Here is a 23790-nt window from a genome sequence, read left to right on the forward strand (position 1 = left end):
GTTTTTGAACCGGGGTGATGACGGTGGTTTCGCCAAAATCAGGGTTGGACATGCCTTTGCCTTTTTAGGCGGTTTCGGCGAACAGTTCGCGGCCGATCAGCATGCGGCGGATTTCGCTGGTGCCCGCGCCGATTTCGTACAGCTTGGCATCGCGCCACAGGCGGCCTGTGGGGAATTCGTTGATGTAGCCGTTGCCGCCCAGAATCTGGATGCCTTCACCGGCCATCCAGGTGGCTTTTTCAGCGCTGTACAGGATCGCGGCCGCGCAGTCTTTACGCACGGAACGCACGTGGCCTGCACCCAGACGATCCAGATTCTTGCCCACGGCATAGCACAGGGCGCGGCTGGCTTGCAGGGTGGTGTACATATCGGCCACCTTGCCTTGAATCAGCTGGAATTCGCCAATGGCCTGGCCGAACTGCTTGCGATCGTGGATGTAAGGAATCACCACGTCCATGACGGCTTGCATGATGCCCAGCGGACCACCGGCCAGCACGGCGCGTTCGTAGTCCAGGCCGGACATCAGCACTTTGACGCCACCATTGAGTTGGCCCAGCACGTTTTCTTCAGGCACTTCACAGTCCTGGAACACCAGCTCGCCTGTGTGGCTGCCGCGCATACCCAGCTTGTCCAGCTTTTGGGCAACGGAGAAACCGACAAAATCCTTTTCGATCAGGAAGGCGGTAATGCCGCGTGCGCCGGCTTGCGGGTCCGTTTTGGCGTACACCACCAGGGTGTCAGCGTCCGGGCCGTTGGTAATCCACATTTTGGAGCCGTTCAGCACGTAGCGATCGCCCTTTTTGTCGGCGCGCAGCTTCATGCTGACCACGTCCGAACCGGCACCGGGCTCACTCATGGCCAGAGCACCGATATGCTCGCCGCTGATCAGCTTGGGCAGGTATTTCTGCTTCTGGGCTTCCGTACCGTTGCGGTTGATCTGGTTCACACAGAGGTTGGAGTGCGCACCGTAGGACAGAGCCACCGAGGCGCTGGCACGGGAGATTTCTTCCATTGCGATCATGTGGGCCAGATAGCCCAGGTTCGCACCACCGTATTCTTCGCTGACGGTCATGCCCAGCAAACCCATCTCACCGAACTTCTTCCACAAGTGCATGGGGAACTGGTCATCGTGATCCAGTTGAGCCGCTAAAGGGGCAATTTCGGCCTGGGAGAAGTCGGCGACAGCGTCGCGCAGCATGTCCAGGTCGGAGCCAAGATCGAAATTCAGGCCGGGCAGGCTCATGAGACACTCCGTGGAAATAAATGGGTTGTGGAATTGTATTTATATTACGTTTACGTAAACGTCATATATATGGGTTTTCCCTTATCGGGACTCCAACTTCAACTGTTCGCTCATGGTGTGACAGATGTCGAGCTGGTCCTGAATTTCCTGCAAGGTCTGATCCAGGTCCTGCCGCTGGCGCTCCAGGCGCAGGCGATGCTCGTTCAATACCTCCTGATAGTGCTTAAGCTGGGAAGCCGTGTCCATCGGGGATTCATACATATTGATCAGCCGCAGAATCTCCGATAACTGCAGCCCTAGGCGCTTGCCACGCAGGGCCAGCTTCAGGCGGGCACGATCGCGGGGCTGATAAATGCGCTGTGTACCTTGGCGCAGCGGGCTCAAGATCCCTTGGTCTTCATAGAAGCGCAGGGTACGAGGCGTGATGCCAAACTCGTGCGCCAGATCCGATATTGTCCAGGTTGTCGTTGTCATTTTTAGTGTGATTTACGTAAACGTAAACTATCATGCCATAGAGCTAGAGAGGGAACTAGGGCCTTTTAGTATGGACAGCCCTTACGCCCTACAAGAGCCATTCATTGGAGCGAGCATGAATCCTAACGAACAAAAATTGAATTATCCCTGGGCAGATACCCTGCCCCCAGCGGGTGGCAGCCTGGAAGTCGCGCCGGGGGTGCGTTGGCTGCGTATGCCTTTGCCTTTTGCGCTGGATCACATCAATTTGTGGCTATTGCGCGACCAAATCGAGGGGCGCGAGGGCTGGACCATTGTGGACTGTGGCGTCGCCCGTCCCGAAGTGCGCGAGCTGTGGGAACAGGTTTTCCAGAGCGAGTTGGAAGGCTTGCCCGTGCTGCGCGTAATCGTTACTCACATGCACCCGGATCATGTCGGTTTGGCGGACTGGTTGTGCCAGCGCTGGAATGCCCCCTTGTGGATCAGCATGACGGACTACGCGACCGCCAGGCTGTGGTCGGGGACAGGTGGACGCCAGACTGGCGCGGAAGCCGGTGGCCCGAATGGCGTGGCGGCAGAAGCGCATTTTGTCCGTCATGGCCTGCAAGACGAGAAAGCCCGTGAGCAGATTCGCAGCCGTGGGGATTACTACCCTTCGATGGTGCCTTCGGTGCCCGAGCGTTTTGTGCGCTTGATGGATGGTCAGCGTGTGATGATTGCCGGACGCCCCTGGCGTTTGATCGTGGGCTACGGCCATGCTCCCGAGCATATGTCCCTGTATTGTGAAGAACTGAAGGTGCTGATCTCCGGTGATATGCTTTTGCCGCGTATCTCCACCAATATCAGCGTGTTCGATACCGAGCCCTTTGCGAATCCTTTGCCTTTGTATTTGAACTCCCTGCTGTCCTATCAGGATCTAGCCCCGGACACCTTGGTGCTGCCTTCGCATGGCAAGCCTTTCCGTGGCATGCACGAGCGCATTCGTCAGCAGCAAGAGCATCACGCCGAGCGTCTGGAAGAAGTGCTGGAAGCCTGTGGCCAGCCCTGTACCGCTGCCGATATTCTGCCCGTGCTGTTTCATCGCAAGCTGGACTCGCATCAGATGACCTTTGCCATGGGTGAGGCCATTGCTCACCTGCACGCCTTGTATTTCGATGATCGTTTGCGTCGTGAGATGGGCGAGGATGGGGTTTACCGTTTCCAGCGCATTTAAACACTGGGGCGCCTCTTAATAAGAAGGGGCAATATAGCGACTGTTGGCGGAGGCGACCGGGCCCGCTCGCCTGTGGTAGCGTAGAGCTTTTCTTGCTACCGCCTGCCAACACTATGAGCTCTGATCTCGCCCTGGACACCGCCCTGCAACACACTGGTCTGGCCCCGTTCGATCCGCATACGGATGCGGCGCCGGTGGCCGTGCCCATCATGCGCACCAGCACGGTGCGCTTTCGCAATCTGGACGCTTTGGATCGTGCCCAGGCGGACAAGGCAGATCCTGAAAAACGCTCGGTTACCTACGGTCGGTCGGGCATGGATACCCACGCTGCGCTGGAGCAGGTGTTCTGTCAGCTGGAGTCTGCCACCCAGGCTTTGCTGGCACCGTCGGGCATGGCAGCGATTACTTTAGGTTTGCTGGCATTGCTGGATTCTGGCGATCACGTGCTGATTGCTGACAGCGCTTATGGTCCGGTACGTTATCTGGAAAAGACCGTGTTGCGCCGCATGGGCATACAGGCCACGTTCTGCGCACCGACCCCCGAGGAAATGGCCCGTCATCTGCAGGACAATACCCGCATGGTGTACGTGGAGTCACCCGGCTCCTTGTTGATGCAGATGCTGGATATGCCCGCCTTGGCGGAGTTTGGCCGCAAGCACGATTTGCTGCTGGTTACTGACAACACCTGGGGCTCGGGCTATATCTACCGTCCCTTGGAATTGGGTTTTGACGTGTCCATCGTGGCTGGGACCAAGTATGTGGCAGGCCACTCCGACTTGATGTTGGGTGCTGTCATGTCCGCAGATCCAGCCATCAACAAACGCCTGCACGACAACCACTATGCGCTGGGTTTTTCCATCAGTGCCGATGACGCCTGGTTGGCATTACGCGGTGTGCGTACCCTGCCTATTCGTATGCGTGAAAGCGCCGCCAATGCGCTGGCCGTGTGCCAATTTCTGGATAGTCGCCCTGAAGTTACCCGTATCTATCATCCCGCTTGGCCACAAGATCCTGGCCATGCTTTGTGGCAACGTGACTGCACCGGCTCTAACGGCATGTTGTCGGTGCAGCTACGACTGAACAAGGCGCAGGCACGCGCATTCGTAGATGCCCTGACCCTGTTTGGTATCGGCTTTTCCTGGGGTGGTTTTGAAAGCCTGGTGCAGTTGGTGGATACGGCGTTTCTAAGTGGTCATAGCTACTGGCAGGACAGCCAAGACAGTCTGGTGCGCCTGCATATCGGTTTGGAATCGACCAAAGACTTGTGCGCTGACCTGACGCAGGCTTTTGAGACGGCGGCGCAGGCTTAGGCCTTTCACTGACTGCTCCAGCCAGGGACGTACCCTGGCTTTAATAAATGGCCCAGACTTGCAATGACGTTGGAATCCCGTACCTTCTTGTAAGCCGCTGTTATCGAATTACTTACGAGTTACCGGCAGCTAATAGATCACAGATATAGAAACACCAAGGACCCTCAAAACCGGAACAAAACCAGTCTTGAGGGCCCTTGGCGGTATGGCTCAGCCAGATCGCTAATTAGCGATTAGTGACCATCTTCACCAGCTCTTGAGCTTTGGTGATGCTTTCGTCGTAACCATTGGCCAGTGCAGGGGAAGTCACAAACTTGCCGCCTACTGCCAGACTAGGTGTGCCCTGAATCTGGTAGGTGTTGGACAGTTCGTTGGCTTTATTGGCCTTGGTCTGCACACCAAAGGAGTTGAAGGTCTGCTCGAAGCGAGCCTTGTCTACGCCTTGCGCGGCTGCCCAGGCCGTGATGGTCTTGGCATCAAAAATGCGCTCACGTTTCTGGTGGATGGCTTCAAACACCTTGGGATGCAGGTCCAGACGGTCCATGGCTTCCAGGGTGTAGTACAGCTTTTGCAGATCAGTCATGCCGGCATTGAAGGCAACAGGCACACGGCGCAGTACGACGTTGTCTGGCAGGGTCTTGGACCAGGCTTCGACCTTGGGTTCCAGGATGGCGCAGTGTGGGCAGCTGTAGGAGAAGAACTCCAGCACTTCGGTTTTACCGACGCTGTCCGAGGGCTGAGCCGCAGGCAGGGTAACGTAGCCTTGGTCGGCTTGTTGAGCCAGCGCGCTGGTGGCGGGCAACAAGGTCGCACCAGCCAAGAGACTGGCACCGACCAGGGATCGTACAAACAATGCGTTCAGCTTCATGAATCAATTTCCTTAATGGGGAAGATGAGGTCTATGACCTGTGCAATGGCGGAAAAGTTCACCTTGGGGCTGCCTTTGGCACAAATTGCTTAGGGCCGGACCACCGAAGTATCAATTTTTTCCTCGGCCAGACGGCTGCGTGCCCGGTTCATTTCGTCTATGCCCTTGAAGGGGCCCATGCGTACCCGGTTCACCGTGCTGCCATTGACCTGTGCACTTTGCACTGAAGCGTCAAAGCCTAGCATCAACAAGCGGGCCTTCATGGCTTCGGCGTCCGCATTGTTGCGAAATGCGCCTGCTTGCAGGTAGTAGGGGGTGGAGGTGGTGGCTGGCTTGGTCGCCGCCGGGGGCGCAGCCGGAGCTGGTGTGGCGGGTTTGCTGGTGGCCGGTGCCGGGGTGCTTGGAGCGGCAGGCGTTGTGGCCGGAGGCGTTACCGCAGGAGCGGTATTGCGGGTCTCTGGCTGGCGAGCTGGTTCCGTGCCCATGGCGGGCAAGGTGGCGATCAGATCACCCAAGGCGTCCGGTGCAGCAGGCTTGGACGGGATGCTGGGCAAATTCACGGGGGGCAAGGTCAAACCGGGAATGGTGTCGCCCGGCGGAGGAGTTTGTCCACTGGAGCTGCCATACAGGTCCCGGTTCGGGTCCAGCAAGTCTCGCCCTTCAGGCAAGGCAACGGTAGGTTTGTCCCGGCTGGCCTTGTCCACAAAGGGCATGGGCACTTTGGTGACAAACAGGGCAACGGCGACCGCCGCGCCCAGACCCAGAATCAGGCCAATCAGAATGCCGGTATACGTACCGCCGGAACTACTGGATTTTTTACGTGCTCTTGCCATATCTGCCTATGGGTTTACATACGTTCGGGTGCGGACACACCCAGCAGGTTCAGACCATTGCGAATGACTTGGGCGCAGGCCTGGGCCAGACGCAGACGGGCCAGACGCAAGGTGGTGTCGTCTACCGACACGCGCTCGGCGTTGTACCAGGAGTGGAAGTCCGCCGCGCAGTCGCGCAGCCAGAAGGCAATGTGGTGAGGAGCCAATTCGCGAGCGGATTGGGCCAGCACATTGGGGTATTCGGACAGGCGTTGCAGCAGGGCGATTTCGGTGGGGGCGGTCAAAGGCGTGATGTCGGCCTGAGGAACCTGATCCAGCAGTTCTGCCGACTGGTTCAACACGGAGTTGATACGGGCATGGGCGTACTGGATGTAGTAAACCGGGTTTTCTTCGCTCTTGGACAGGGCCAGATCGATATCGAATACGAATTCGGAGTCGGCACGGCGCTGGATCAGGAAAAAGCGCACGGCGTCCTGGCCTACCCATTCGATCAGGTCACGCAAGGTGACGTAGCTGCCTGCACGCTTGGAGATTTTCACTTCCTGGCCATTGCGCATGACTTTGACCATCTTGTGCAGGATGTAGGCCGGAAATTCCTTGGGAATACCCAGACCCAGACCTTGCAGGCCAGCGCGTACACGGGCGATGGTGCCGTGGTGGTCGGAGCCTTGAATATTGATGGCGTGGTGGAAACCGCGCTCCCATTTGGCCACGTGGTAGGCCACATCCGGCACGAAGTAGGTGTAACCGCCTTCGGATTTGCGCATTACGCGGTCTTTGTCGTCGCCTGTGCCCAGTTCCGTGGTGCGCAGCCACAACGCGCCGTCCAGCTCGTAGGTGTGACCGGCGTCGATCAGGGCCTGCACGGTTTTTTCAACCTTGCCGGAGGTGTACAGCGAGCTTTCCAGGTAGAAGTTGTCGAACTTCAGGCCGAAGGCTTGCAAGTCCAGATCCTGCTCGCGGCGCAGATAGGCCACGGCAAAGCGGCGAATGTCTTCCAGATTGTCCAGATCACCACTGGCGGTGACGGAAGCGCCATCGGCAGCCTGAACGGTTGCGCCGGCCTGGTAGTCGCGGGCGATGTCCAGAATGTAGTCGCCTTTGTAGCCGTCAGCAGGGAATTGCTCGCTGTCGGGCTCGATGCCACGGGCACGGGCATGCACGCTGGTGGTCAGGTTGTCGATCTGGTTACCGGCGTCGTTGTAGTAGAACTCGCGGGTTACGTCGTAGCCTTGGGAGCTGAATACGCGGCACAGCGAGTCGCCCAGCGCGGCTTGGCGGGCGTGGCCCACGTGCAAGGGGCCGGTCGGGTTGGCCGACACGAACTCCACCATCAGTTTTTCCTGGGTAGGAGCAAGGTGACCGAAGTTATCGCCCTGTTCAGCAATAGTCTTCAGGACAGCCTGGTGCGTGGCGGTGGACAGACGAAAGTTGATAAAGCCCGGACCGGCAATTTCCGCGCCTGCCAGCAAAGCGGCGGCGTTCGGATCGGCCAGGAGGGTATCGACGATTTGCTGAGCCAGCTCGCGCGGGTTGCGACCGGCTGGTTTGGCCAGTTGCATGGCAATATTGCAGGCAGCATCACCGTGCGCAGCCACTTTGGGGCGCTCCAGCGTGATGTTGGGTTCAGCCTGGGGCAAGATGGCACGGACGGCAGCCTGGAGGCAGGCGATTAATTGAGATTGTTGCTCAGCAAGCATAGGAAAGGTCTGGATTGGTAGAAAGACAACTGCGGCGTGTGGAACACGCCCCAGATGGAAGGCGCGACATTGGCCCGCCGGATAGCCCCACATGATAGCGTGATTTGACGCCAAATTCTTTTCAAGAAGCCTGGCGCTCCCATCCCAGGTGGTTATGTAACCACGTATCGTAAGCGTCCATGTCTACCCAACCCACTTGATTTCCGGGACGGATGCGCCAGCTGTTATGGCGTTTGATCACGGTTTCAATGGATTGTTGGGTAGCCTGCCCCAGACGTGGATGCAGGTCCTGATACATCAGGTTTCGACCCGCTCCGTGATAGTCCACACCCCGCAAACTGCCTTTCGTCAGTCGCAGCCCAGGCAGGCGCATGTCCAGTAATACAGGGTGAAGGACGCTAAGGTCTGTGTGCGCCAGTTCCGCCAGCGTCAGGCCCGTCGCCCTGGCCTGCCAATGCATCCAGGCCAGCGCTACCTTATCCAGATCGCTGATGGTTTCTTCGTTTTCATCCGGCAGCACACCGCCGCCAATTTGGCTGTGCGCGCCGATAAAAGGCATTTCCACGGTGTTCATGGCCTCTGCCAGGGCGCTTAAAGGGAAGTAGGCGCGGTGTTCATGCATGGCGACGGCATGAGCAACCCAGCTCCAGGCGTCAGACACACCCAGGCGGTATTGGGAGTTGCTGCCGCCTCCCAGCCCGAACTGGGCCACGGTGTCGAACAGCCCTAAAAAGCGGGGCGTGATGCAGGCACGGATGGCGCCGCGCTGCGGATCATTCAGCACAAACCAGCCCTGCTGCACGTGGTCCAGAATTCGATTGGAAAAGTCTCGTGCCAGTGCCGCTCCCCGAGAAAAACCCAGCAAGTCCACGGGTACAGCGCTAGGAGCCGGGCCTTGTTCCTGCATGCGATTCAGAAAATTGTTCCATTGCGACTCCAGAATCTGCCCCGCTCGCCAAGCAGTTAGTGCATCCCAGTTCAGGGTGACTGGATCCCCCGGCCCTGCGGCGTAATGCACCGCTCCATCCTGATACAACTGCGACAGTTTCCACACATTGCTATTGGTAATAGGAGCCTGTCGTGTGCCATCAAAGGCGAACAGGAGCAGGCCGGTGGGATCAATATGGCGCAGAGGCTGTTGCTGCGCGTAACCCACCGCCTGGGTTTGTGGCCAGGGCCCCAGCGGGTCCGCTTCCAGATACTGCCCGTGATCGGGTAGATAGGTACGCAAGAGATTGTCGTGCCAGCCGGTAGCGGACTCTGCATACTGGCCCGGCAGGCGTAGATTGAACTCCAGGGTTTCAAGCAGAGGCTCGGCCTGTCCGAAAGGGTTCAGATCGGCGGCCCAAACCGGCTGGGTTTGCTGATCGCTAATCAGCCGCACAGCACCCATCAAATCACTATGAAGGTAGTACAACTGCCCTTGTCCGTCTGGCTGATAAACAATCATGCCTATTGGTGTCAGCCCGGCATATAGATAGCGCCGGGAGATGAGCTGGCCGGGTGTGGCTGGTAAATCCAGTTCAGCCATTAATTGCTGGCCGTGAAAGAAGAAGGCACGCTCCTGATTGCCTTGCTTGCGCCAGATGCGTTGGCCAAAGGCATCGTGCCGGTATTCGACCAATGTGGAGCTTGCTGTTTGCACACGCTTCAAGCGACGGTTGGGGCCGTAGTCCAGATTCAGGTTTCCGACGGCTTTCGCCGTGCCGTAGGGAGAACGCTGAATGGAGGCGGCTGGCTTCGGGTGGCGTGCAGCAAGGCCACCGTTGTGGCTCCAGGCCAGCCACTGTTCGGGTTCTGTCTGGTCCTGGCGGAAAGCGATGAGCCGGCTTTGGGCGTCGTAGTGCAAGAGCCAATGACGGGTTTGCTGTAGTAGCGGGTATTCATGACGATCCTCCAGCACCCTGCCTTGGGCATCCAGACGGCGGGCTTGTGTCCAGGCAGGTTTGCCATCCGGCTGCAAAAGCATCAAATCCACCGCTTGCCCGGTGCTGTTCGCATGGCTGATCAGTTGAAGGCCATTGCCCCAGGCATAGCCCACCTCTTGTGCGTGGATCACGGTCTGGCTTTGCCCGGTTTTCTTGATCCACTCCAGAGACAGCAATCGTCCGCTTTTGTCCCAGTGATAGCGTAGCTGGCCACCTTCCGGCAGGGTGTGCCGCGTCAGCTTGCGCTGCTCGTCGTACTCAAAGCGCTCGGTCCAGCGTTGGCCGGGACTATGGCGGCGTTCCAAGCGGCGCTCTTGTAGTAAACCGGCCCGCAATTTGAGCCATTGCGTTTCTGTGGGATGACGAATACGCAGCGCGCCAGGCCCGAGCCAGTCCAGCTCACTGCGTTCAGTGTCCTGACCTTGCTGATGTTCAAGACTGCTCAGGCGTCCCTGTTGGTCGTATTGAATTTGGAGCGCGCCTCCTTCGGCATATTCGAGGTACGTCAGTTTGCCATTCGGGTTCCAGCGCCGTGTTTCGCTTCCATGCTGGCTGGTTGCCCAGCTTTGCAAGCGCCCTTTTTCATCCAGCTCCAAACGTAATGCTCCCCAGCCGCCCTGCCTTTTCTCCAGTCGAGAGAGCGTTCCATTTGCCCGGCGTTGCGCTGTCCAAGGTCCGGCCTGCAACCAGCGCCCTTGCGGGTCATATTGCCATTCCGTGCTGTGGACCGGGCAGTCCCTACACAAGCGGCTTTCCAGTTTTTGTAGCCGCTGCAGGCCTTGATAGTCTCGGTAATGGAAGCGATGTCGCTCCGTACCTATGGACCATTCGCTCAGACCTGGCTCATAGCGTGCTGTCCAGTCTTGCTTGAAGGCGTGGGAGATCAACCTATTGACTCGGCCTTGGGCGTCGTACTCCCATTGTTGGACTGGCTGAGGGGCTTGCCCCGGTGCTTGCAGGCTGCTGCCACCCAAACGGTGCGACCAAGCTGCGGGGGCTGGATGATAGAGGCGTTGCATGCCGTCCGGACGGCTGACGCTGGCCAGCCAGATTTGTTGATCCTGCTGTTCCAGAAGCAAGCGAAACGGCCCGGCCGGGGTTTTAATATTGATAGCCGTAGCCGTAGCCGTAGCCGTAGCCGTAGCCGTAGCCGTAGCCGTAGCCGTAGCCGTAGCCGTAGCCGTAGCCGTAGCCGTAGCCGTAGCCGTAGTTGCCTCCGTCGTCGCTGCTGCTACTGCTACTGCGGCCGTTCCCGCTGCCCTTACCGCCCTTGTGACATGGGTCAGGGAACTGGTTTTAGTTTGGGATAGAACCTGTCCTGAAGCCTGAATTTGAGTTTGGTTTTGTCCTGGTTCTTTGCTCTGTTCCAGCCCTGGTAGCGACACCGTCTTTTGCGTTTGGCTTTTCCAGTCAAACACCAGCGCTTGGCCCAAATGATTACGGACAGTGTTAACCGCATACGCCTGTGGATGCGTACCTGCAAAACGTTCTATATCCAGCCACTGCTGAGTAGATATACGCACATGGATTAACCAGCCCTGCTCATCAAACCGCAGAATCAAACCATTCGGCCCTTGCCAGAACCAGCCCGAACTTTGCCGCTGTGCAGGTGGGTACAAGCGCGTTTGCCTTCCATCCGGCATGAACAAGGCATGGCCTTGCTGCCGCAATTGCAGGTCGTAATTCAAGGCCCAGCCAGTTTGCCCAAGTGTCGGTGTGGGGTTTCGCCCCTGCCCATTCCAATGGCGCTGCAATTGCAGCAAAGGCCAGGCCTGGCTTAGCGGCAGGTCTGTATCGCTTTGGTATTTTTGTCCGCTGAGCAAATCCACTGGATTGAGCAAAGCCATATCCGTTGCGGGCTCGGCCTGTTCTCCCAAGGCGGCCGCTGGTGCGCAGCGGGTGGAAGATGGAGGCAATGGGCATTCAAGCGAGCTTTGTGACCAGACCAGGGACGGCAAGGTGGTCAAGAGCAAGATTAACCATGGTAGAAACGCGGCAGGCATGAAGGACTCTCCAAGACGGGGAAAATCCTGCTATCTTGCAGGGGTGTGTATCCTGAAAGTCGAATCGGAAACACAAAGATCCATAAGGAGAAACCGTATGCTAGTCGTCTTTAAAAGCAAAGCCGCCGCCGATGTTCTGATGTTCTCTGAACATGCCATGCCTATTCTCCGGGCCGCGGGGCGTTCCTATCCTGATGGTTTGCCCGAGCGTGGCGTGTTCACGGCAGAGCAACTGTCCGAAGCTATTGGCAATATTGAGCGAGCGATCGGGCAGGACCGGGAAAACAAGCATTCGCCCCACGAGGACGAAGACGATGAAAAGGAACACCCGATGTCGCAGGCCGTGAGCTTCAGCCAACGCGCCTACCCGTTGCTGGATATGTTGCGCCAGGCGAATAACACCGGCGTGCCGGTGATGTGGGAACCGGCAGATAGCTCCTGGTAGTCCCTGGAATGTCGGCCTGCCGACAATTTGGCAGGCCATCTTTGCTTAAGCTCCAAAGTTGATCTATTTTTTTTCGGAGATCGTCTATGAGCGCTATGGTGCTTGTGATCTTTAGTCCTCGCCAGCACATAGAGCTGGTCACTCCTATACAAACCATTGATCCGGACAGCGGCAAGCAATCGCGTGACTGGTTTGATCGCACCTGGCAAGAGCTGGGCTGTGAACCCCTGCGGGCCAGCGGCAAAGTGCTGTTGCTGGACAAGATTATGGGCGTGGCCGATGCCCTGGGTTACACGATGCTGTCGCAAGATGATGAGCGCGCCCAGGAATTTGCACGCCACTGCTTGCAAGCGGTGGGCTCCATGCAGGTCACCGTGGATTTGCCAGGCCTGGCTGTTACGTACTGATCAGGTACAAGGCAATAGAAAACCGGCTCTGTGGGGCCGGTTTTTTTAGGTCTTTTTGAATATTTAGGGCTTGCAGGGCTGTCGGTCAGGCCTGTACCCGGTTACACAATACGCAGGTTCAGCCCTCAAGGGCTTACAGCGTTTTGATACGAGCCGCCATGTTGTGCCCACGAAAAACCCGCCTTGTGGGCGGGTTGCAGGCAGAACGACGATAAGCCGGGCTGCGAAAGCGGGTCAGGCGCGGCTAGGGTGAGCCGGGCGGGCGCTTGGGTGGGATCACCACCCAAGTCGCGGTATGAAGACGGTATTAAGCCGTTGTGGTTTCAGCTTCTTGCTGAGCGATGGTGTGGCGGTTGACCGCGCTCAAGATCGCCAGGAAGGAAGAAGTCACGATGTCAGCGTGGATGCCCACACCAAAGCCCGATGGGCTGTCACCGATACGCATTTCCACGTAAGCGGCAGCGCGGGTTTCAGCACCGGAACCAATGGCGTGCTCGTTGTAGTCCATGATCTTGATGGACAGATCCAGGGCATTCACAAAGGCAGAGATCGCGCCTTCGCCCGAACCCTTCAAGGTGCGAACCTGGCCGTCGTGCTCCACATCCACTTCAATCGTGAATTGCTGGCCGCTGTCGGCGTGAGGCTGGCTGATGATGTTGTGCTTGAGCAGCTTGTAGTGCTTTTTGCAGTTCAGGTACTCGGATTCGAAAATACCGTATACGTCTGCAGGCGTCACTTCCTTGCCGGAAGAATCGGTCACGCGCTGAATGGCGCGGCTGAATTCGATTTGCATGCGGCGTGGCAAGACCAGGCCGTGCTCTTGTTCCAGCAAGTAGGACACACCGCCCTTGCCCGACTGGCTGTTGACGCGGATCACCGCATCGTAGCTGCGGCCCAGGTCGGCCGGGTCGATAGGCAAGTAAGGGACTTCCCACAGTTCGTCGGATTTTTGCTGAGCCAGGCCTTTCTTGATGGCGTCCTGGTGGGAGCCGGAGAAGGCGGTAAAGACCAGATCGCCCGCGTAAGGGTGACGGGGATGCACGGGCAACTGGTTGCAGTACTCGGCGGTGCGACGCACTTCGTCGATGTCCGAGAAGTCCAGTTCAGGGTCCACGCCTTGGGTGTACAAGTTCAGGGCCAAGGTCACCAGGCAAACGTTGCCGGTGCGCTCGCCGCTACCGAACAAGCAGCCTTCGATGCGGTCCGCGCCAGCCATCACAGCCAGTTCAGCGGCAGCGACCGCAGTGCCACGGTCGTTGTGCGGGTGCACGCTCAAGGTGACGTTGTTGCGCTGTTCCAGATTGTTGTGCATCCATTCGATCTGGTCGGCGTACATATTGGGCGTGGTGGCCTCAATGGTGGCGGGCAAGTTCAGGATGACACGTTCGTCAGCGGCTGGACCCCAGGCTTTCACGACGGCGTTGCACACCTCCAGAGCAAATTCGGGCTCGGTAGTGCTGAACACTTCGGGCGAGTATTCGTAACCCCATTGGGTTTGCGGATACTTGGCCACTTCGTTCTTGACCAGGCGTGTACCGGTCAAGGCAATTTCCTTGATCTCGTCCTTGCTCAAGTTGAAAACAATCTTGCGAAAGGCGGGGGCACAAGCGTTGTACAAGTGAATGATGGCGCGTTTGGCACCGGCAGCCGCTTCAGCCGTGCGCTTGATCAGGTCTTCACGCGACTGTGTCAGGACGATGATGGTGACGTCTTCAGGAATGCGGTTTTCGTCGATCAGCTTGCGAACGAAATCGAAGTCGGTCTGCGATGCGGATGGGAAACCGACCTCGATTTCCTTGAAACCGATTTTGACGAGTTGCTCGAAAAAGCGCAGTTTGCGAGCCACGTTCATGGGCTCGATCAGGGACTGATTGCCGTCACGCAAGTCCGTGCTCATCCAGATGGGCGCTTTGGTAATGCGCTTGGAAGGCCAGGTGCGTTCAGCGAAGTCGCGATCAAAGGCGACAAAAGGACGATACTTTTGAGAGGGGTTTTTCAGCATTGCCATGGGGATACCTGTCGGACAAAAAGTGTTGATTACTTCTTGCCGTCACCAGCGATTGCAGCATTTACGTAGGCCGGTGGCGGCACAAATGACGTAGATGTGGCTGAGTATTGGCTGCCGAACTGCCACGGGACACTAGGCCCGGCAACCGGACGCTAGTAGTAGCAGCTGGGATAGGCTGGAGGCAGGGGCCGAAGAACGGCCTTCACGCACGGAACGCGACAAGGCTGCTTCAGCGGCGGGGCTGAAACCTTGGCAGGCGTAGGAGGATTGGCGTGCGTGAGTCATGACCGTTAGTCAAACACAAAAAAAACAGGAAGGCAAGCTTTACGCTTGTGGTTCGTGGCGTTCGTAGTCGGCTCGCAGCAGGCGGCTTTGTTGCTCGGCCAGTTCCATTTTGCCAAAGCGTCCGGCGCGCAACTCGCTATGGGCTCGTTGTAAATCGCCCACAGTCAACGGGCTGCGCTGGTCGGGCCAGCACCACAGAATTACTTCACGGGCCGGACGACTGAGCGATCGGGCCAGTTGAGCCACGGTGGACTCGTCGATAATGCGTTGCTGGTTGCGTCGCATGACCCCTTGTACGAAGCCATACAAAAGATAGGCAATAATGAGGGTTATGACGCCCACTACCGTCCACCAGAAAAACGGGTTGTATTGTTTGATCAGCGCCAGGTTTTGAATGCTCAAGGCCTGCAGGCCGGAGTAATCCAGGCCACGCCCAAAGCTGATAAGACGGTTGAGCAGGTCCCACCAGATAATGGCTACCACGATAGTGACTACGGTGCAGATAATAGTGGCCGTGGCGCACAGCTTGAACAGTGTGCTGCGCAGAGCCTGACTATCGTTGGCGGTGGGTGTCTGGGCGTTGTCAGTTTTCATGGAAACGATTGTACCTATGCTTACGCGTCAGTCACTAGATTTACGCCAGCAGCAAACGCTGGTTTTGACGCCGCAATTGCAACAGTCTATTAAAGTGTTGCAGCTATCGGGGGCCGAGCTGGAGCAGGAATTGGCTCAGGCTTTGCTGGATAACCCCTTGCTGGAACGTCTGGACGTGCAGACGGATGTCGCCGCCGAGCCATTGCCCGAAGCCGCTTCGGGCGAGGCGGAATCCTCGTGGGCGAGCCTGGAGTTTCCCAAGCATCAGGGGGATTCGGACGACCCTGACTGGACTCCCGAATCGGCCGTTGCCCAGGACCTGGCTGCTTATTTAAGCGAGCAGCTGGGACTGTTGCGTTTGAGCGACCGTGACCGCGCTTTGGCCCAGTTATTGATCGATGAGCTGGACGATAACGGCTACCTGCCCGTCTCGCTGGAAGAGGTGCTGGACTGCCTGCCCGACGAGCTGGATATTGATGAAAGTGATTTGCGCTGCGCCCTTGCACAGGTGCAGTCTCTGGACCCGGCCGGTGTCGGTGCGCGGGACCTGGCCGAGTGCCTGGGCTTGCAGCTGATGCAACAGGCCCAGCACTTGGAACCTGCTTTGCTCGATTGCGCCCGCTATCTGGTGCGCGAGCATGTCGGCATTCTGGCCTCGCCCAGTCAGCTGCGTCAGCGCTGTGCGGGCCATTATCCGGCTGAACTGGTGGAACGGGCCCATCATCTGGTCTTGAAACTGGACCCCAAACCGGGGCGTGCCTGGACACAGAACGTCTCGGCCTATGTGGTGCCGGACGTGTTGTTGATCCGTGGCAAGGATAGCTGGCAGGCGGCCTTGAATCCCTTGGCTGTGCCGCGCCTGCAACTGGTCAACCTGCATGATTATGAAATTGAAGCGCACCCCGCCTTGCTGGCAGAGCGCCAAAAAGCCACTGGCTTGCTGCGCAGCGTTAACAGCCGTTTCGTGACGATTTTGCGGGTGGCCCAAGCCATTGTGCAGATGCAGCAGGACTTCTTTACGCAGGGTGTGTCGGCGCTGAAACCCATGCAATTGGCCGATTTGGCGGCCGAGCTGGACTTGCATGAGTCTACGATTTCCCGCGCCACGCGGCAAAAGTACATGCAGACGCCGCATGGGGTGATGGAGCTTAAGCAGTTCTTTACCGTAGCCTTGGCCAGTGCCGATGGGAAAGCCGATATGTCGGCGGCTTCGGTACGGGCGCAGATCGCGCAAATGATTCGTGACGAGTCGCCGACCAAACCTTTGTCGGATCAGCAGATTACCGATCTCCTGCAGGCCCAGGGCCTGACCTTGGCGCGCCGTACGGTGGCGAAGTACCGGGAGGCGGAAGGTTTGGCACCGGCTTCACAACGCAAGATGCGGGCGGCGGCCGGGGTTTAGGAACTACATGTCATAGCAGCTCAAAGATGCTTGGTGGGCCCGGCGGCCCACCGTCCTGGCTGGCCAGAGCTTTAAAACAATAAAAAAACAGGGCCTGCATACACGCATGAACAGGCCCTGCAAAAGCGGAGTTAGACTCTGCCAGCCAGACGGAGAACTGGATGACAGAGGTGTCGCTGGTCTGCTTAGAATTTCATGGTGGCCGAAGCCAGGAAGGTACGTGGTGAGCCTTGGCCATTGCTCAAAGGCACGACCCAATACGCTTTATTGCCCACGTTTTCCAGGCTGGCGCGCAAGGTCACCTCCTTGCCGGCAAAGCGCGTCTTGTAGCGCATGCCCAGGTCATAAGTGGTCACCCCTGGCATGTAGTAGCTGTTGCTGGCGTCGGCATATTGCTTGGACTGGGTGTGCAGGTTGGCATTCAAGGTCAGGCCCTGAACAAAAGGCGTATCCCATTCAATCCCGGCCTTGGCGACCCAGCGGGACAGGCCTACGGCGCTGCGCCCTTCAGTATCCGGGTTGCTGGCCTTGCGGATTTTCGGGTCCAGATACGCGATGCCGCCGGTCAGACGCCAGTTCTCGGCAATCTGGCCGAACACCTGCACTTCCACACCCCGGTTGCGCTGGCGACCGTCGTAGCTCAGGTTGGGTTTGCCGTTGAAACGCTCATTGCTTTCGTAGCTGTTGGGTTGGGTGATGTCGAACAGGGCTGCCGTCAGCGCGTAATCCCCGCTGTCGTACTTCATCCCGATTTCGTATTGACGTGTTTTCTGGGGCGCGAAGATCTGGCCTTCGTTAGCGTAGTCGTCGCCCACAATCATGCCCTGGGTCAGACCCTCGGCGTAGTTGGCATACAGCATCCAGTCGTCACGCAATTGCCAGACACCGGCAATGGTGGGGGTTAGCGCGTTCTTGCTGTAGTTGTCGCTCTTGCCGCTTTTATCCTTGGTGCTGACCCATTGCTGGCGCAGGCCCAGTGTCAACTGATATTTGCCGTCTGCAAAGGACAGGGTATCGGCCAGCGCGGCACTGTACAGATAGCTGACGTTAGGCGCACTTAGCCCATTCATGGGGACATAAGGGCGAGCCGGGTAGTCCGGGTCGTAGATATTGATGGTCTCGGACCACCCCTTGATGGAGGTGTTGTCGCTGCGCGAGCTCTTGCGGTTCCAGTCCACTCCGGCGCTGATGGTGTGGTGCACGGAGCCGGTGTCGAAGTTGTAGAACAAGCCACTATTGGCGGCCAGGTTGTAGCCGGTATTGTTGCGACGAGTCGCAGCCAGTTTCAGGTCTCCTTGCTCGTTCAGCAAGGTGCTGCCCTTGGTGTTGTAGTTGCTCATCTCGGACTTGCTGTAACCTGCCGAGCCGTAGACGGCCAGCTTGTCGCTGGCAGCCCAGTCTGCCCGTACCAGCGCTGTGGTTTCACGTGTCAGACCGGCAGCCCAAGGGACTCCCAGCAAGACATTGCCTTTGGGTGGTGTGGGCAAGGGGTTCTTGTCCAGACCCTTGGCCAGGCGCACACCCCGGTTCAGGCCCGAAAGGTATTCTTCCAGGTGGTACAGGTCTGCAGACAGTTTGACGGAACCCAGACGATAGTCAGCTCCCAGAGAGATCAGCTTGTCGCGATTGGTACGGTGGTCCACCACGCCCTCGCCGTCCTTGAACACGCCGTTCAAACGCAGGCCCAGCTCATTGGATTCCCCGAAACGACGGCCCAGATCCAGATGCGTCCCGAATTGGGAAGGCTGGATATAGGACATGGTGACGTTGGTGATGGGATCGTCCGTGGCACGCTTGGTCACCAGGTTGATCGAGCCACCCACATCATTGCTGGCATTCATGCCGTTCAGAACGGCAGAGGGGCCTTTGAGAATTTCTAAACGCTCTGCGATGGCCATCACGCGGCGGCCACTGGTCAAACCTTGCAAACCATTTAGAGACACGTCACCGGCACGGAAACCCCGTATATACATGGTGTCTTTGCCGCCCGTTCCACCTGCACCGGGGGTCTGTACGGAAGGATCGTTCTTGCTGATCAGAATGCGCAGTTCCTGACCTTGCAGATCTTCGATGTAGTCGCTGGTGTAGTTGATGGTGCTAAAGGGAGTATTCATGACATCCCGGTTGCCCAGCAAACCCAGATTGCCGCCGGTAGCGACATGATTGCCTTCATAGGCGGGAGGCAGGTCAATGTATTCGCTGGCTTTGACTTCAATGGTGGACAAAGACGTAACCGGGGGAGCATCGGAGGATTGTGCCCAACTGCTACCTGCACTGAGCAGGCTCAGGCCAACAAGATAAGAAATTCGCATGAATCTATAAATTAAATAGAAATAAAAATGATTCTCATTAATATTTCATTTGTAGCATTTGCTTGTAGGTGGTTCAAGCAGTTAGGTGGCTTTGTGATATAAAAACGACCTTAAAAAACTTAAGGGCATAAGGAGACGATGCAGTCGATTTCGCTCCGAAATCGCGCCGGAATCAGGGTTTCAGGGGGATTTTTGAGCAAATTTGGAGCGCGTCTGACTCCACGGTGGGAGTGCGTCCCATGGAGCGGTTTTGGCAAAACAGGCGATGTTTGCTTGGCAAGGGGTAGGCAAAGGAGCGGTGATGGCTCCCGGCTAATAAAGCAGCGGCTCAAGAAATTGTTCTATTTGTGGCCTGAACAGGCTTGAGCTGTGTTTCGATACTTGTCGACTGCGACTGCGACTGCGACTGCGACTGCGACTGCGACTGCGACTGCGACTGCGACTGCGACTGCGACTGCGACTGCGACTGCGACTGCCAGGGCGGGAGGCAGGTAAGCAGCGGCGGAACTTCCCTTCCGCGACTGCCCCCCTTATCTATCGTCCTTAGCTAAATAACCAGGGTTCCTGTTCCCGGCGTTGCTGTTCGTAAGCCTGGATCTGATCCATTTTCTGCTCTGTCACGCTGATGTCGTCCAGCGCCAGCAGCAGGCGGTGGCGGCGTTCAGGCTCCACTTGGAAACGGATGTGTTGATCGGGACCGATCAACATGCAGGCTTCCAGATCGACCGCCCATTCATCCCACGGATTTTGCTCGGCGGTGGTGAATAAGCCATCAATTTGCTCCGTAGCCAGCTGTATCGGCAACATGCCGTTTTTAAAGCAGTTATTGCGGAAGATGTCGGCAAAAGAAGGGGCGATCAGCACCGCAATGCCTAAGTCCTTCAGCGCCCAGACCGCGTGTTCACGGCTGGACCCACAGCCAAAATTCTCGCGCCCCAGCAGAATGCGGGCGCCTTGTGCGTGAGGCTGATGCAGGCAGAAACTGTTGATTGGCTTACGCTCGGCCAGTGGCTTGCCGGGGTAGCCAATATCCGCGTACCGCCAGTTGTCGAAGGCATATTGCCCAAAGCCGGTGCGTGACAAGGAAGTCATGTACTGCTTGGGCAAGATCGCGTCGGTATCCACATTGGCGCGGTCCAGCGCAATCAGGCGCGAGCGCACGGAAGTAAAAGGTGTGTTCATGCAGCGTCCCAGTGGCGGATATCGACAAGATGGCCTGCAATTGCGGCGGCAGCCGCCATGGCGGGGCTCATCAGGTGTGTACGTCCCAAGGCGCCCTGCCTGCCTTCAAAATTGCGGTTGGAGGTGGAGGCGCAGCGCTCTCCCGGATTCAGACGGTCTTCGTTCATGCCCAGACACATGGAGCAGCCCGGTTCGCGCCATTCAAAACCGGCTTGCGTGAAAATCTGGTCCAAGCCTTCCTGCTCGGCCTGACGACGTACCAGACCCGAGCCGGGGACGACCAGGGCCTGCAGTACCGTGCTGGCTACACGTTTGCCTTTGATCATGGCAGCGGCGCTGCGCAGGTCTTCAATACGGGCATTGGTACAGGAACCGATGAAAACCCGGTCTATGGTGATGCCTGCCAGCGGCTGGCCGGCCTGCAAAGCCATATAGTTCAAGGCGCGTTGGGCATCAGCCTGTTTGCCCGTGGCAGCGGCTAATGGATCAGGTACAAGCTGGTCGATGGCTGCCGCCATATCGGGGGACGTGCCCCAGGTAACCGTGGGGGCGACCTGCGTGGCGTCAATCTGCAAGTGCTGATCGTATTGGCAGCCCTCATCGCTGATCAGCGTGCGCCAGTACTGCTCTGCCTTGTCCCAGGCCTCTCCTTTCGGTGCCAAGGGGCGGCCGCGCACATAGTCCAGGGTCTTGTCGTCCACAGCGACCAGACCAATACGGGCCCCCGCTTCGATCGCCATATTGCACAAGGTCATGCGCCCTTCCATGGACAAGGCGCGGATGGCGGGGCCGGTAAATTCGATGGCACAGTCCCGCCCGCCATCCGCGCCCAGGCGGGCAATGATGTGCAGGATCAGGTCCTTGGCGGTGCTGGTGGCGGGCAGTTCGCCTTGCACATCTACTTGCAGGCTGCGCATGCGTTTTGCGGCCAGACATTGTGTGGCCAGAACATGCTCCACCTCGGAGGTGCCAATGCCAAAGGCCAAAGCCGCAAACGCACCATGCGTGCTGGTATGGGAATCTCCGGCCACGATGCTGGAGCCGGGCAAGGTCATGCCCTGTTCGGGTCCGATCACGTGGATGATGCCCTGGCGCTCGTCATCCAGCCCAAAATAGCGCAGGCCAAATTCCCGGCTATTGATCTCCATCTGGTCGATCTGCGCTTGGGCCAAAGGATCTTCCAGACGCTGATTGCGGCGGCGAGTAGGCACGTTGTGGTCCACCGTGGTCAGTGCGGTTTCCGGGCGACGCACTTGGCGTCCGGCCAAGCGCAAGCTCTCGAAGGCTTGTGGACTGGTGACTTCGTACAACAACTGGCGGTCTATGTAGATCAGATCATGCTCATCGTCTACCGTCGCAACGCGATGTGCATCCCAGAGCTTTTGAAAAAGGGTGCGGGCCGTGCTCATGGTTGGCATACCTTCAAGGCGTAGGCGGGTCCCGCTTTGTGCAGGCGACTTTGAATGGGCTCTTGCGTCAGGGCTGCGATTTCTTCGGCTAAGGGCTGGAGTGCTTCCAGATTCAAGCCTGTTTCCACACCGCTGATCTGGAACATATGGGCCAGATCTTCCAGGCTGGCATTACCGCTGGCACCGGGGGCGTAAGGGCAACCGCCCAAACCGGCCAAGGCTGCGTCGAACCGACGCCCTCCTTCGCGATATGCGGCCCAGGCATTGGCCAGAGCCAGCCCGCGGGTGTCATGGAAATGGCCGGTGACGCCTTGTTCACCATATAAGCTCAAGGCAGCCTGAGTCAGGCGTTCTACATCCACGGGCGAACCCATGCCGGTGGTATCGCACAGGCTGACGGAGCTGGCTCCCATGCGTTGCACTTGCTGCATCAGTGCAATCACGTGCGCGGGGGCGACGGCGCCGGTAAAGGGGCAGCCAAAAGCGGTGGACAGGGACACGTTGACTGGCGTTTTGCCCGCCGCTTCCAGCACTTGCTCCAGTTGGGCCAGCGACTGCGCAATGTTCATGCGCAGATTGGCCTGGTTATGCGCTTCAGAGGCCGAAAATACAAAGTTCAGCTCGTCCATATTGGCCGCTAAAGCACGCTGTGCACCGCGCAGATTGGGAACCAGGGCGGTGTAGCAGACTTGGGGGGCGCGCGCGGTCAGGCGAGCCAGCTCGTCGGCATCCGCCAGGGATGGGATGGCTTTGGGCGAGGTAAAGGACGTCAGCTCTATCTTGCGCACGCCGCATCGAGGCAGTGCTTGCGCGATACGCAGCTTGTCCGGCGTAGGCACCCAGCGTGGCACGATTTGCAGGCCGTCACGCAAGGTGACGTCGGTGATCAATACGGTACTCATTCGACGATTCCTTGTTCGCGCAGGGCTTGGCAGCGCTCCGGGCTCATGCCCAGTTCTTGCAGGATGCTGTCTGTGTGTTCGCCCAACTCTGGCCCCAACCATTGGGTGGCACCAGGGCTGCGGCTTAGCTTGGGCACGATGCCGGGTATGGTCAGTTCCTGGCCGTCTTCCAGTGTGTGTTTCTCCAGCATGCCGCGCGCCTGGTAGTGCGGGTCATCCAGAATGTCGGCGGCGGTGTAGATGCTGCCGCTGGGGACTTCAGCCTGATCCAGGGCAGTCAGCACATCTTCCAGGCTGCGCGCGCCGGTCCAGTCGCCAATGGTTTGGTCCAGCATGGCGCTGTGTTCCACGCGTCCGGCGTTGTCGGACAGGCGCGGATCGTTGGCCAGATCGGGCCGGCTCACGGCCTGCATCAGACGAATGAAAATGGCATCGCTATTAGCCGCAATCACCACCCATTTGCCGTCGCCGGTGGGATAGGTGTTGGAGGGGGCGATACCGGGCAAGCTGGCGCCAGTGCGTTCGCGTTGATGACCGTTCAGTTGATAGTCGGGAATCAGGCTTTCCATGATGGCGAAGACAGATTCGTACAAGGCCACATCAATCATTTGGCCCTGTCCGCCTTCCTGGCGTAGATGATGCATGGCCAGCAGCGCGCCTATGGTGCCGTACAGCGAAGCCAGCGTATCGCCCAGGCTGACACCGGCTCGTACAGGGGGGCGATCTGGATAGCCGGTGCCGTAACGCAGGCCACCCATACATTCCGCGATGGCCGCAAAGCCGGGGCGACGGTGATAGGGGCCGTCCTGCCCGTAGCCGGAGACGCGCACCATGATCAGGCGCGGGTTCAGTGCGTGCAGCGTTTCCCAGCCCAAGCCCCAGCGTTCCAGCACGCCGGGGCGGAAATTTTCAATGACGATATCGCTTTGCAGGGCCAGCTCACGGGCAATTTCCTGGCCTTCGGGCTGGCGCAGATCCAGCGCAATGGAGCGCTTGTTGCGGCTTTGCACGCGCCACCACAGGGAAGTGTCCTTGTGCAGCTGCCGCCAGCGGCGCAGCGGGTCGCCCTTGCCGGGCGGTTCGATCTTGATGACATCGGCCCCGAATTGGGCCAGCAGGCTACCGGCATAGGGGCCGGCAATCAGTGATCCCAGCTCCAGGACTTTGATGCCTTTGAGCGGGGGGGCGGTAAAGCTGTTCTTATCCATTTCTGTTTCCTCCAGATATGGATTCTGGTATAGAAAAAAGAAGTGGAAAAGCAATCAAATATTATGCTGCCATCGTAAAAAACGT

Annotated in this window: 19 protein-coding genes; 5 read left to right on the forward strand and 14 right to left on the reverse strand. The window is 58.2% G+C overall.

From position 1 onward, the window contains the following. Positions 1 to 64: 64 nt before the first annotated feature. Entirely contained in the window at positions 65 to 1243 is a 1179-nt protein-coding gene (locus KOE80_RS17940; protein ID WP_035269273.1) for an isovaleryl-CoA dehydrogenase, read from the reverse strand. Between the two features lie 81 nt (positions 1244 to 1324). After that, positions 1325 to 1717, reverse strand: coding sequence for a MerR family transcriptional regulator (locus KOE80_RS17945; RefSeq protein WP_009463587.1), 393 nt, complete (start codon positions 1715 to 1717; stop codon positions 1325 to 1327). 115 nt (positions 1718 to 1832) lie between these two features. Between KOE80_RS17945 and KOE80_RS17950 the strand changes: the two genes are divergently transcribed. Together KOE80_RS17950 and metC are read left to right on the forward strand one after the other, a co-directional pair. After that, positions 1833 to 2909: an MBL fold metallo-hydrolase gene (locus KOE80_RS17950; protein ID WP_226349651.1), complete on the forward strand. Its 1077-nt coding sequence runs from the start codon at positions 1833 to 1835 to the stop codon at positions 2907 to 2909. A 113-nt stretch (positions 2910 to 3022) separates the two neighbouring features. Continuing rightward, a complete protein-coding gene (metC, locus tag KOE80_RS17955; protein WP_226349652.1) occupies positions 3023 to 4219 on the forward strand; it encodes a cystathionine beta-lyase in 1197 nt (398 codons plus the stop codon). 226 nt (positions 4220 to 4445) lie between these two features. Here metC and KOE80_RS17960 read toward each other — a convergent pair whose 3' ends face one another. From KOE80_RS17960 to KOE80_RS17975, 4 genes are all read right to left on the reverse strand, one after another. Beyond that, positions 4446 to 5087: a thiol:disulfide interchange protein DsbA/DsbL gene (locus KOE80_RS17960; protein WP_009463582.1), complete on the reverse strand. Its 642-nt coding sequence runs from the start codon at positions 5085 to 5087 to the stop codon at positions 4446 to 4448. Positions 5088 to 5176: 89 nt separating this feature from the next. Continuing rightward, on the reverse strand, positions 5177 to 5920 hold the full coding sequence (locus KOE80_RS17965; protein WP_021447119.1) for an SPOR domain-containing protein: 744 nt from the start codon (positions 5918 to 5920) through the stop codon (positions 5177 to 5179). Positions 5921 to 5934: 14 nt separating this feature from the next. Then, positions 5935 to 7620 (reverse strand): arginine--tRNA ligase, encoded by a 1686-nt coding sequence (argS, locus tag KOE80_RS17970; RefSeq protein ID WP_026483856.1) that lies wholly within the window; start codon positions 7618 to 7620, stop codon positions 5935 to 5937. Between the two features lie 121 nt (positions 7621 to 7741). Beyond that, the gene (locus KOE80_RS17975) at positions 7742 to 11551 is read right to left on the reverse strand and encodes a phospholipase effector Tle1 domain-containing protein (protein ID WP_226349653.1); all 3810 of its coding nucleotides are present in this window, start codon (positions 11549 to 11551) and stop codon (positions 7742 to 7744) included. Positions 11552 to 11648: 97 nt separating this feature from the next. Between KOE80_RS17975 and KOE80_RS17980 the strand changes: the two genes are divergently transcribed. Next, positions 11649 to 11996 (forward strand): DUF1840 domain-containing protein, encoded by a 348-nt coding sequence (locus tag KOE80_RS17980; RefSeq protein WP_026483854.1) that lies wholly within the window; start codon positions 11649 to 11651, stop codon positions 11994 to 11996. A gap of 86 nt (positions 11997 to 12082) precedes the next feature. Next, positions 12083 to 12403: a hypothetical protein gene (locus KOE80_RS17985; protein WP_042484764.1), complete on the forward strand. Its 321-nt coding sequence runs from the start codon at positions 12083 to 12085 to the stop codon at positions 12401 to 12403. A gap of 307 nt (positions 12404 to 12710) precedes the next feature. On the opposite strand, the gene leuA is transcribed toward KOE80_RS17985, so the two are convergent. From leuA to KOE80_RS18000, 3 genes are all read right to left on the reverse strand, one after another. Beyond that, positions 12711 to 14405, reverse strand: a complete 1695-nt coding sequence (gene leuA, locus KOE80_RS17990; RefSeq protein WP_226349662.1) for a 2-isopropylmalate synthase — start codon at positions 14403 to 14405, stop codon at positions 12711 to 12713. Between the two features lie 138 nt (positions 14406 to 14543). After that, positions 14544 to 14696: a hypothetical protein gene (locus KOE80_RS17995; protein WP_153228734.1), complete on the reverse strand. Its 153-nt coding sequence runs from the start codon at positions 14694 to 14696 to the stop codon at positions 14544 to 14546. Positions 14697 to 14735: 39 nt separating this feature from the next. Further along, complete coding sequence (locus KOE80_RS18000; protein WP_042484759.1) at positions 14736 to 15290, reverse strand: hypothetical protein; 555 nt, start codon at positions 15288 to 15290, stop codon at positions 14736 to 14738. Between the two features lie 16 nt (positions 15291 to 15306). Here KOE80_RS18000 and rpoN point away from each other — a divergent pair, with 16 nt between their 5' ends. Next, positions 15307 to 16692: an RNA polymerase factor sigma-54 gene (rpoN, locus tag KOE80_RS18005; protein WP_226349654.1), complete on the forward strand. Its 1386-nt coding sequence runs from the start codon at positions 15307 to 15309 to the stop codon at positions 16690 to 16692. A gap of 185 nt (positions 16693 to 16877) precedes the next feature. On the opposite strand, the gene KOE80_RS18010 is transcribed toward rpoN, so the two are convergent. The 5 genes from KOE80_RS18010 to KOE80_RS18030 all read right to left on the reverse strand — a co-directional run bounded on the left by KOE80_RS18010 (position 16878) and on the right by KOE80_RS18030 (position 23705). After that, on the reverse strand, positions 16878 to 19004 hold the full coding sequence (locus KOE80_RS18010; protein ID WP_226349655.1) for a TonB-dependent receptor: 2127 nt from the start codon (positions 19002 to 19004) through the stop codon (positions 16878 to 16880). A gap of 543 nt (positions 19005 to 19547) precedes the next feature. Next, a complete protein-coding gene (gene leuD / locus KOE80_RS18015) occupies positions 19548 to 20186 on the reverse strand; it encodes a 3-isopropylmalate dehydratase small subunit (protein ID WP_226349656.1) in 639 nt (212 codons plus the stop codon). Then, positions 20183 to 21595 carry a 3-isopropylmalate dehydratase large subunit gene (gene leuC, locus KOE80_RS18020; RefSeq protein WP_226349657.1) on the reverse strand — a complete coding sequence of 471 codons (1413 nt, stop codon included), beginning with the start codon at positions 21593 to 21595 and terminating at the stop codon, positions 20183 to 20185. Before leuC ends, leuD begins: the two co-directional genes overlap by 4 nt. Next, complete coding sequence (locus KOE80_RS18025; protein WP_226349658.1) at positions 21592 to 22497, reverse strand: hydroxymethylglutaryl-CoA lyase; 906 nt, start codon at positions 22495 to 22497, stop codon at positions 21592 to 21594. Before KOE80_RS18025 ends, leuC begins: the two co-directional genes overlap by 4 nt. Further along, complete coding sequence (locus tag KOE80_RS18030; RefSeq protein ID WP_226349659.1) at positions 22494 to 23705, reverse strand: CaiB/BaiF CoA transferase family protein; 1212 nt, start codon at positions 23703 to 23705, stop codon at positions 22494 to 22496. The genes KOE80_RS18025 and KOE80_RS18030 overlap by 4 nt, the downstream gene beginning before the upstream one ends. Between the last annotated feature and the right edge of the window lie 85 nt (positions 23706 to 23790).

This window comes from Alcaligenes sp. 13f (assembly GCF_020496585.1).
GTDB classification, from domain to species: Bacteria; Pseudomonadota; Gammaproteobacteria; order Burkholderiales; family Burkholderiaceae_B; genus Alcaligenes; species Alcaligenes phenolicus.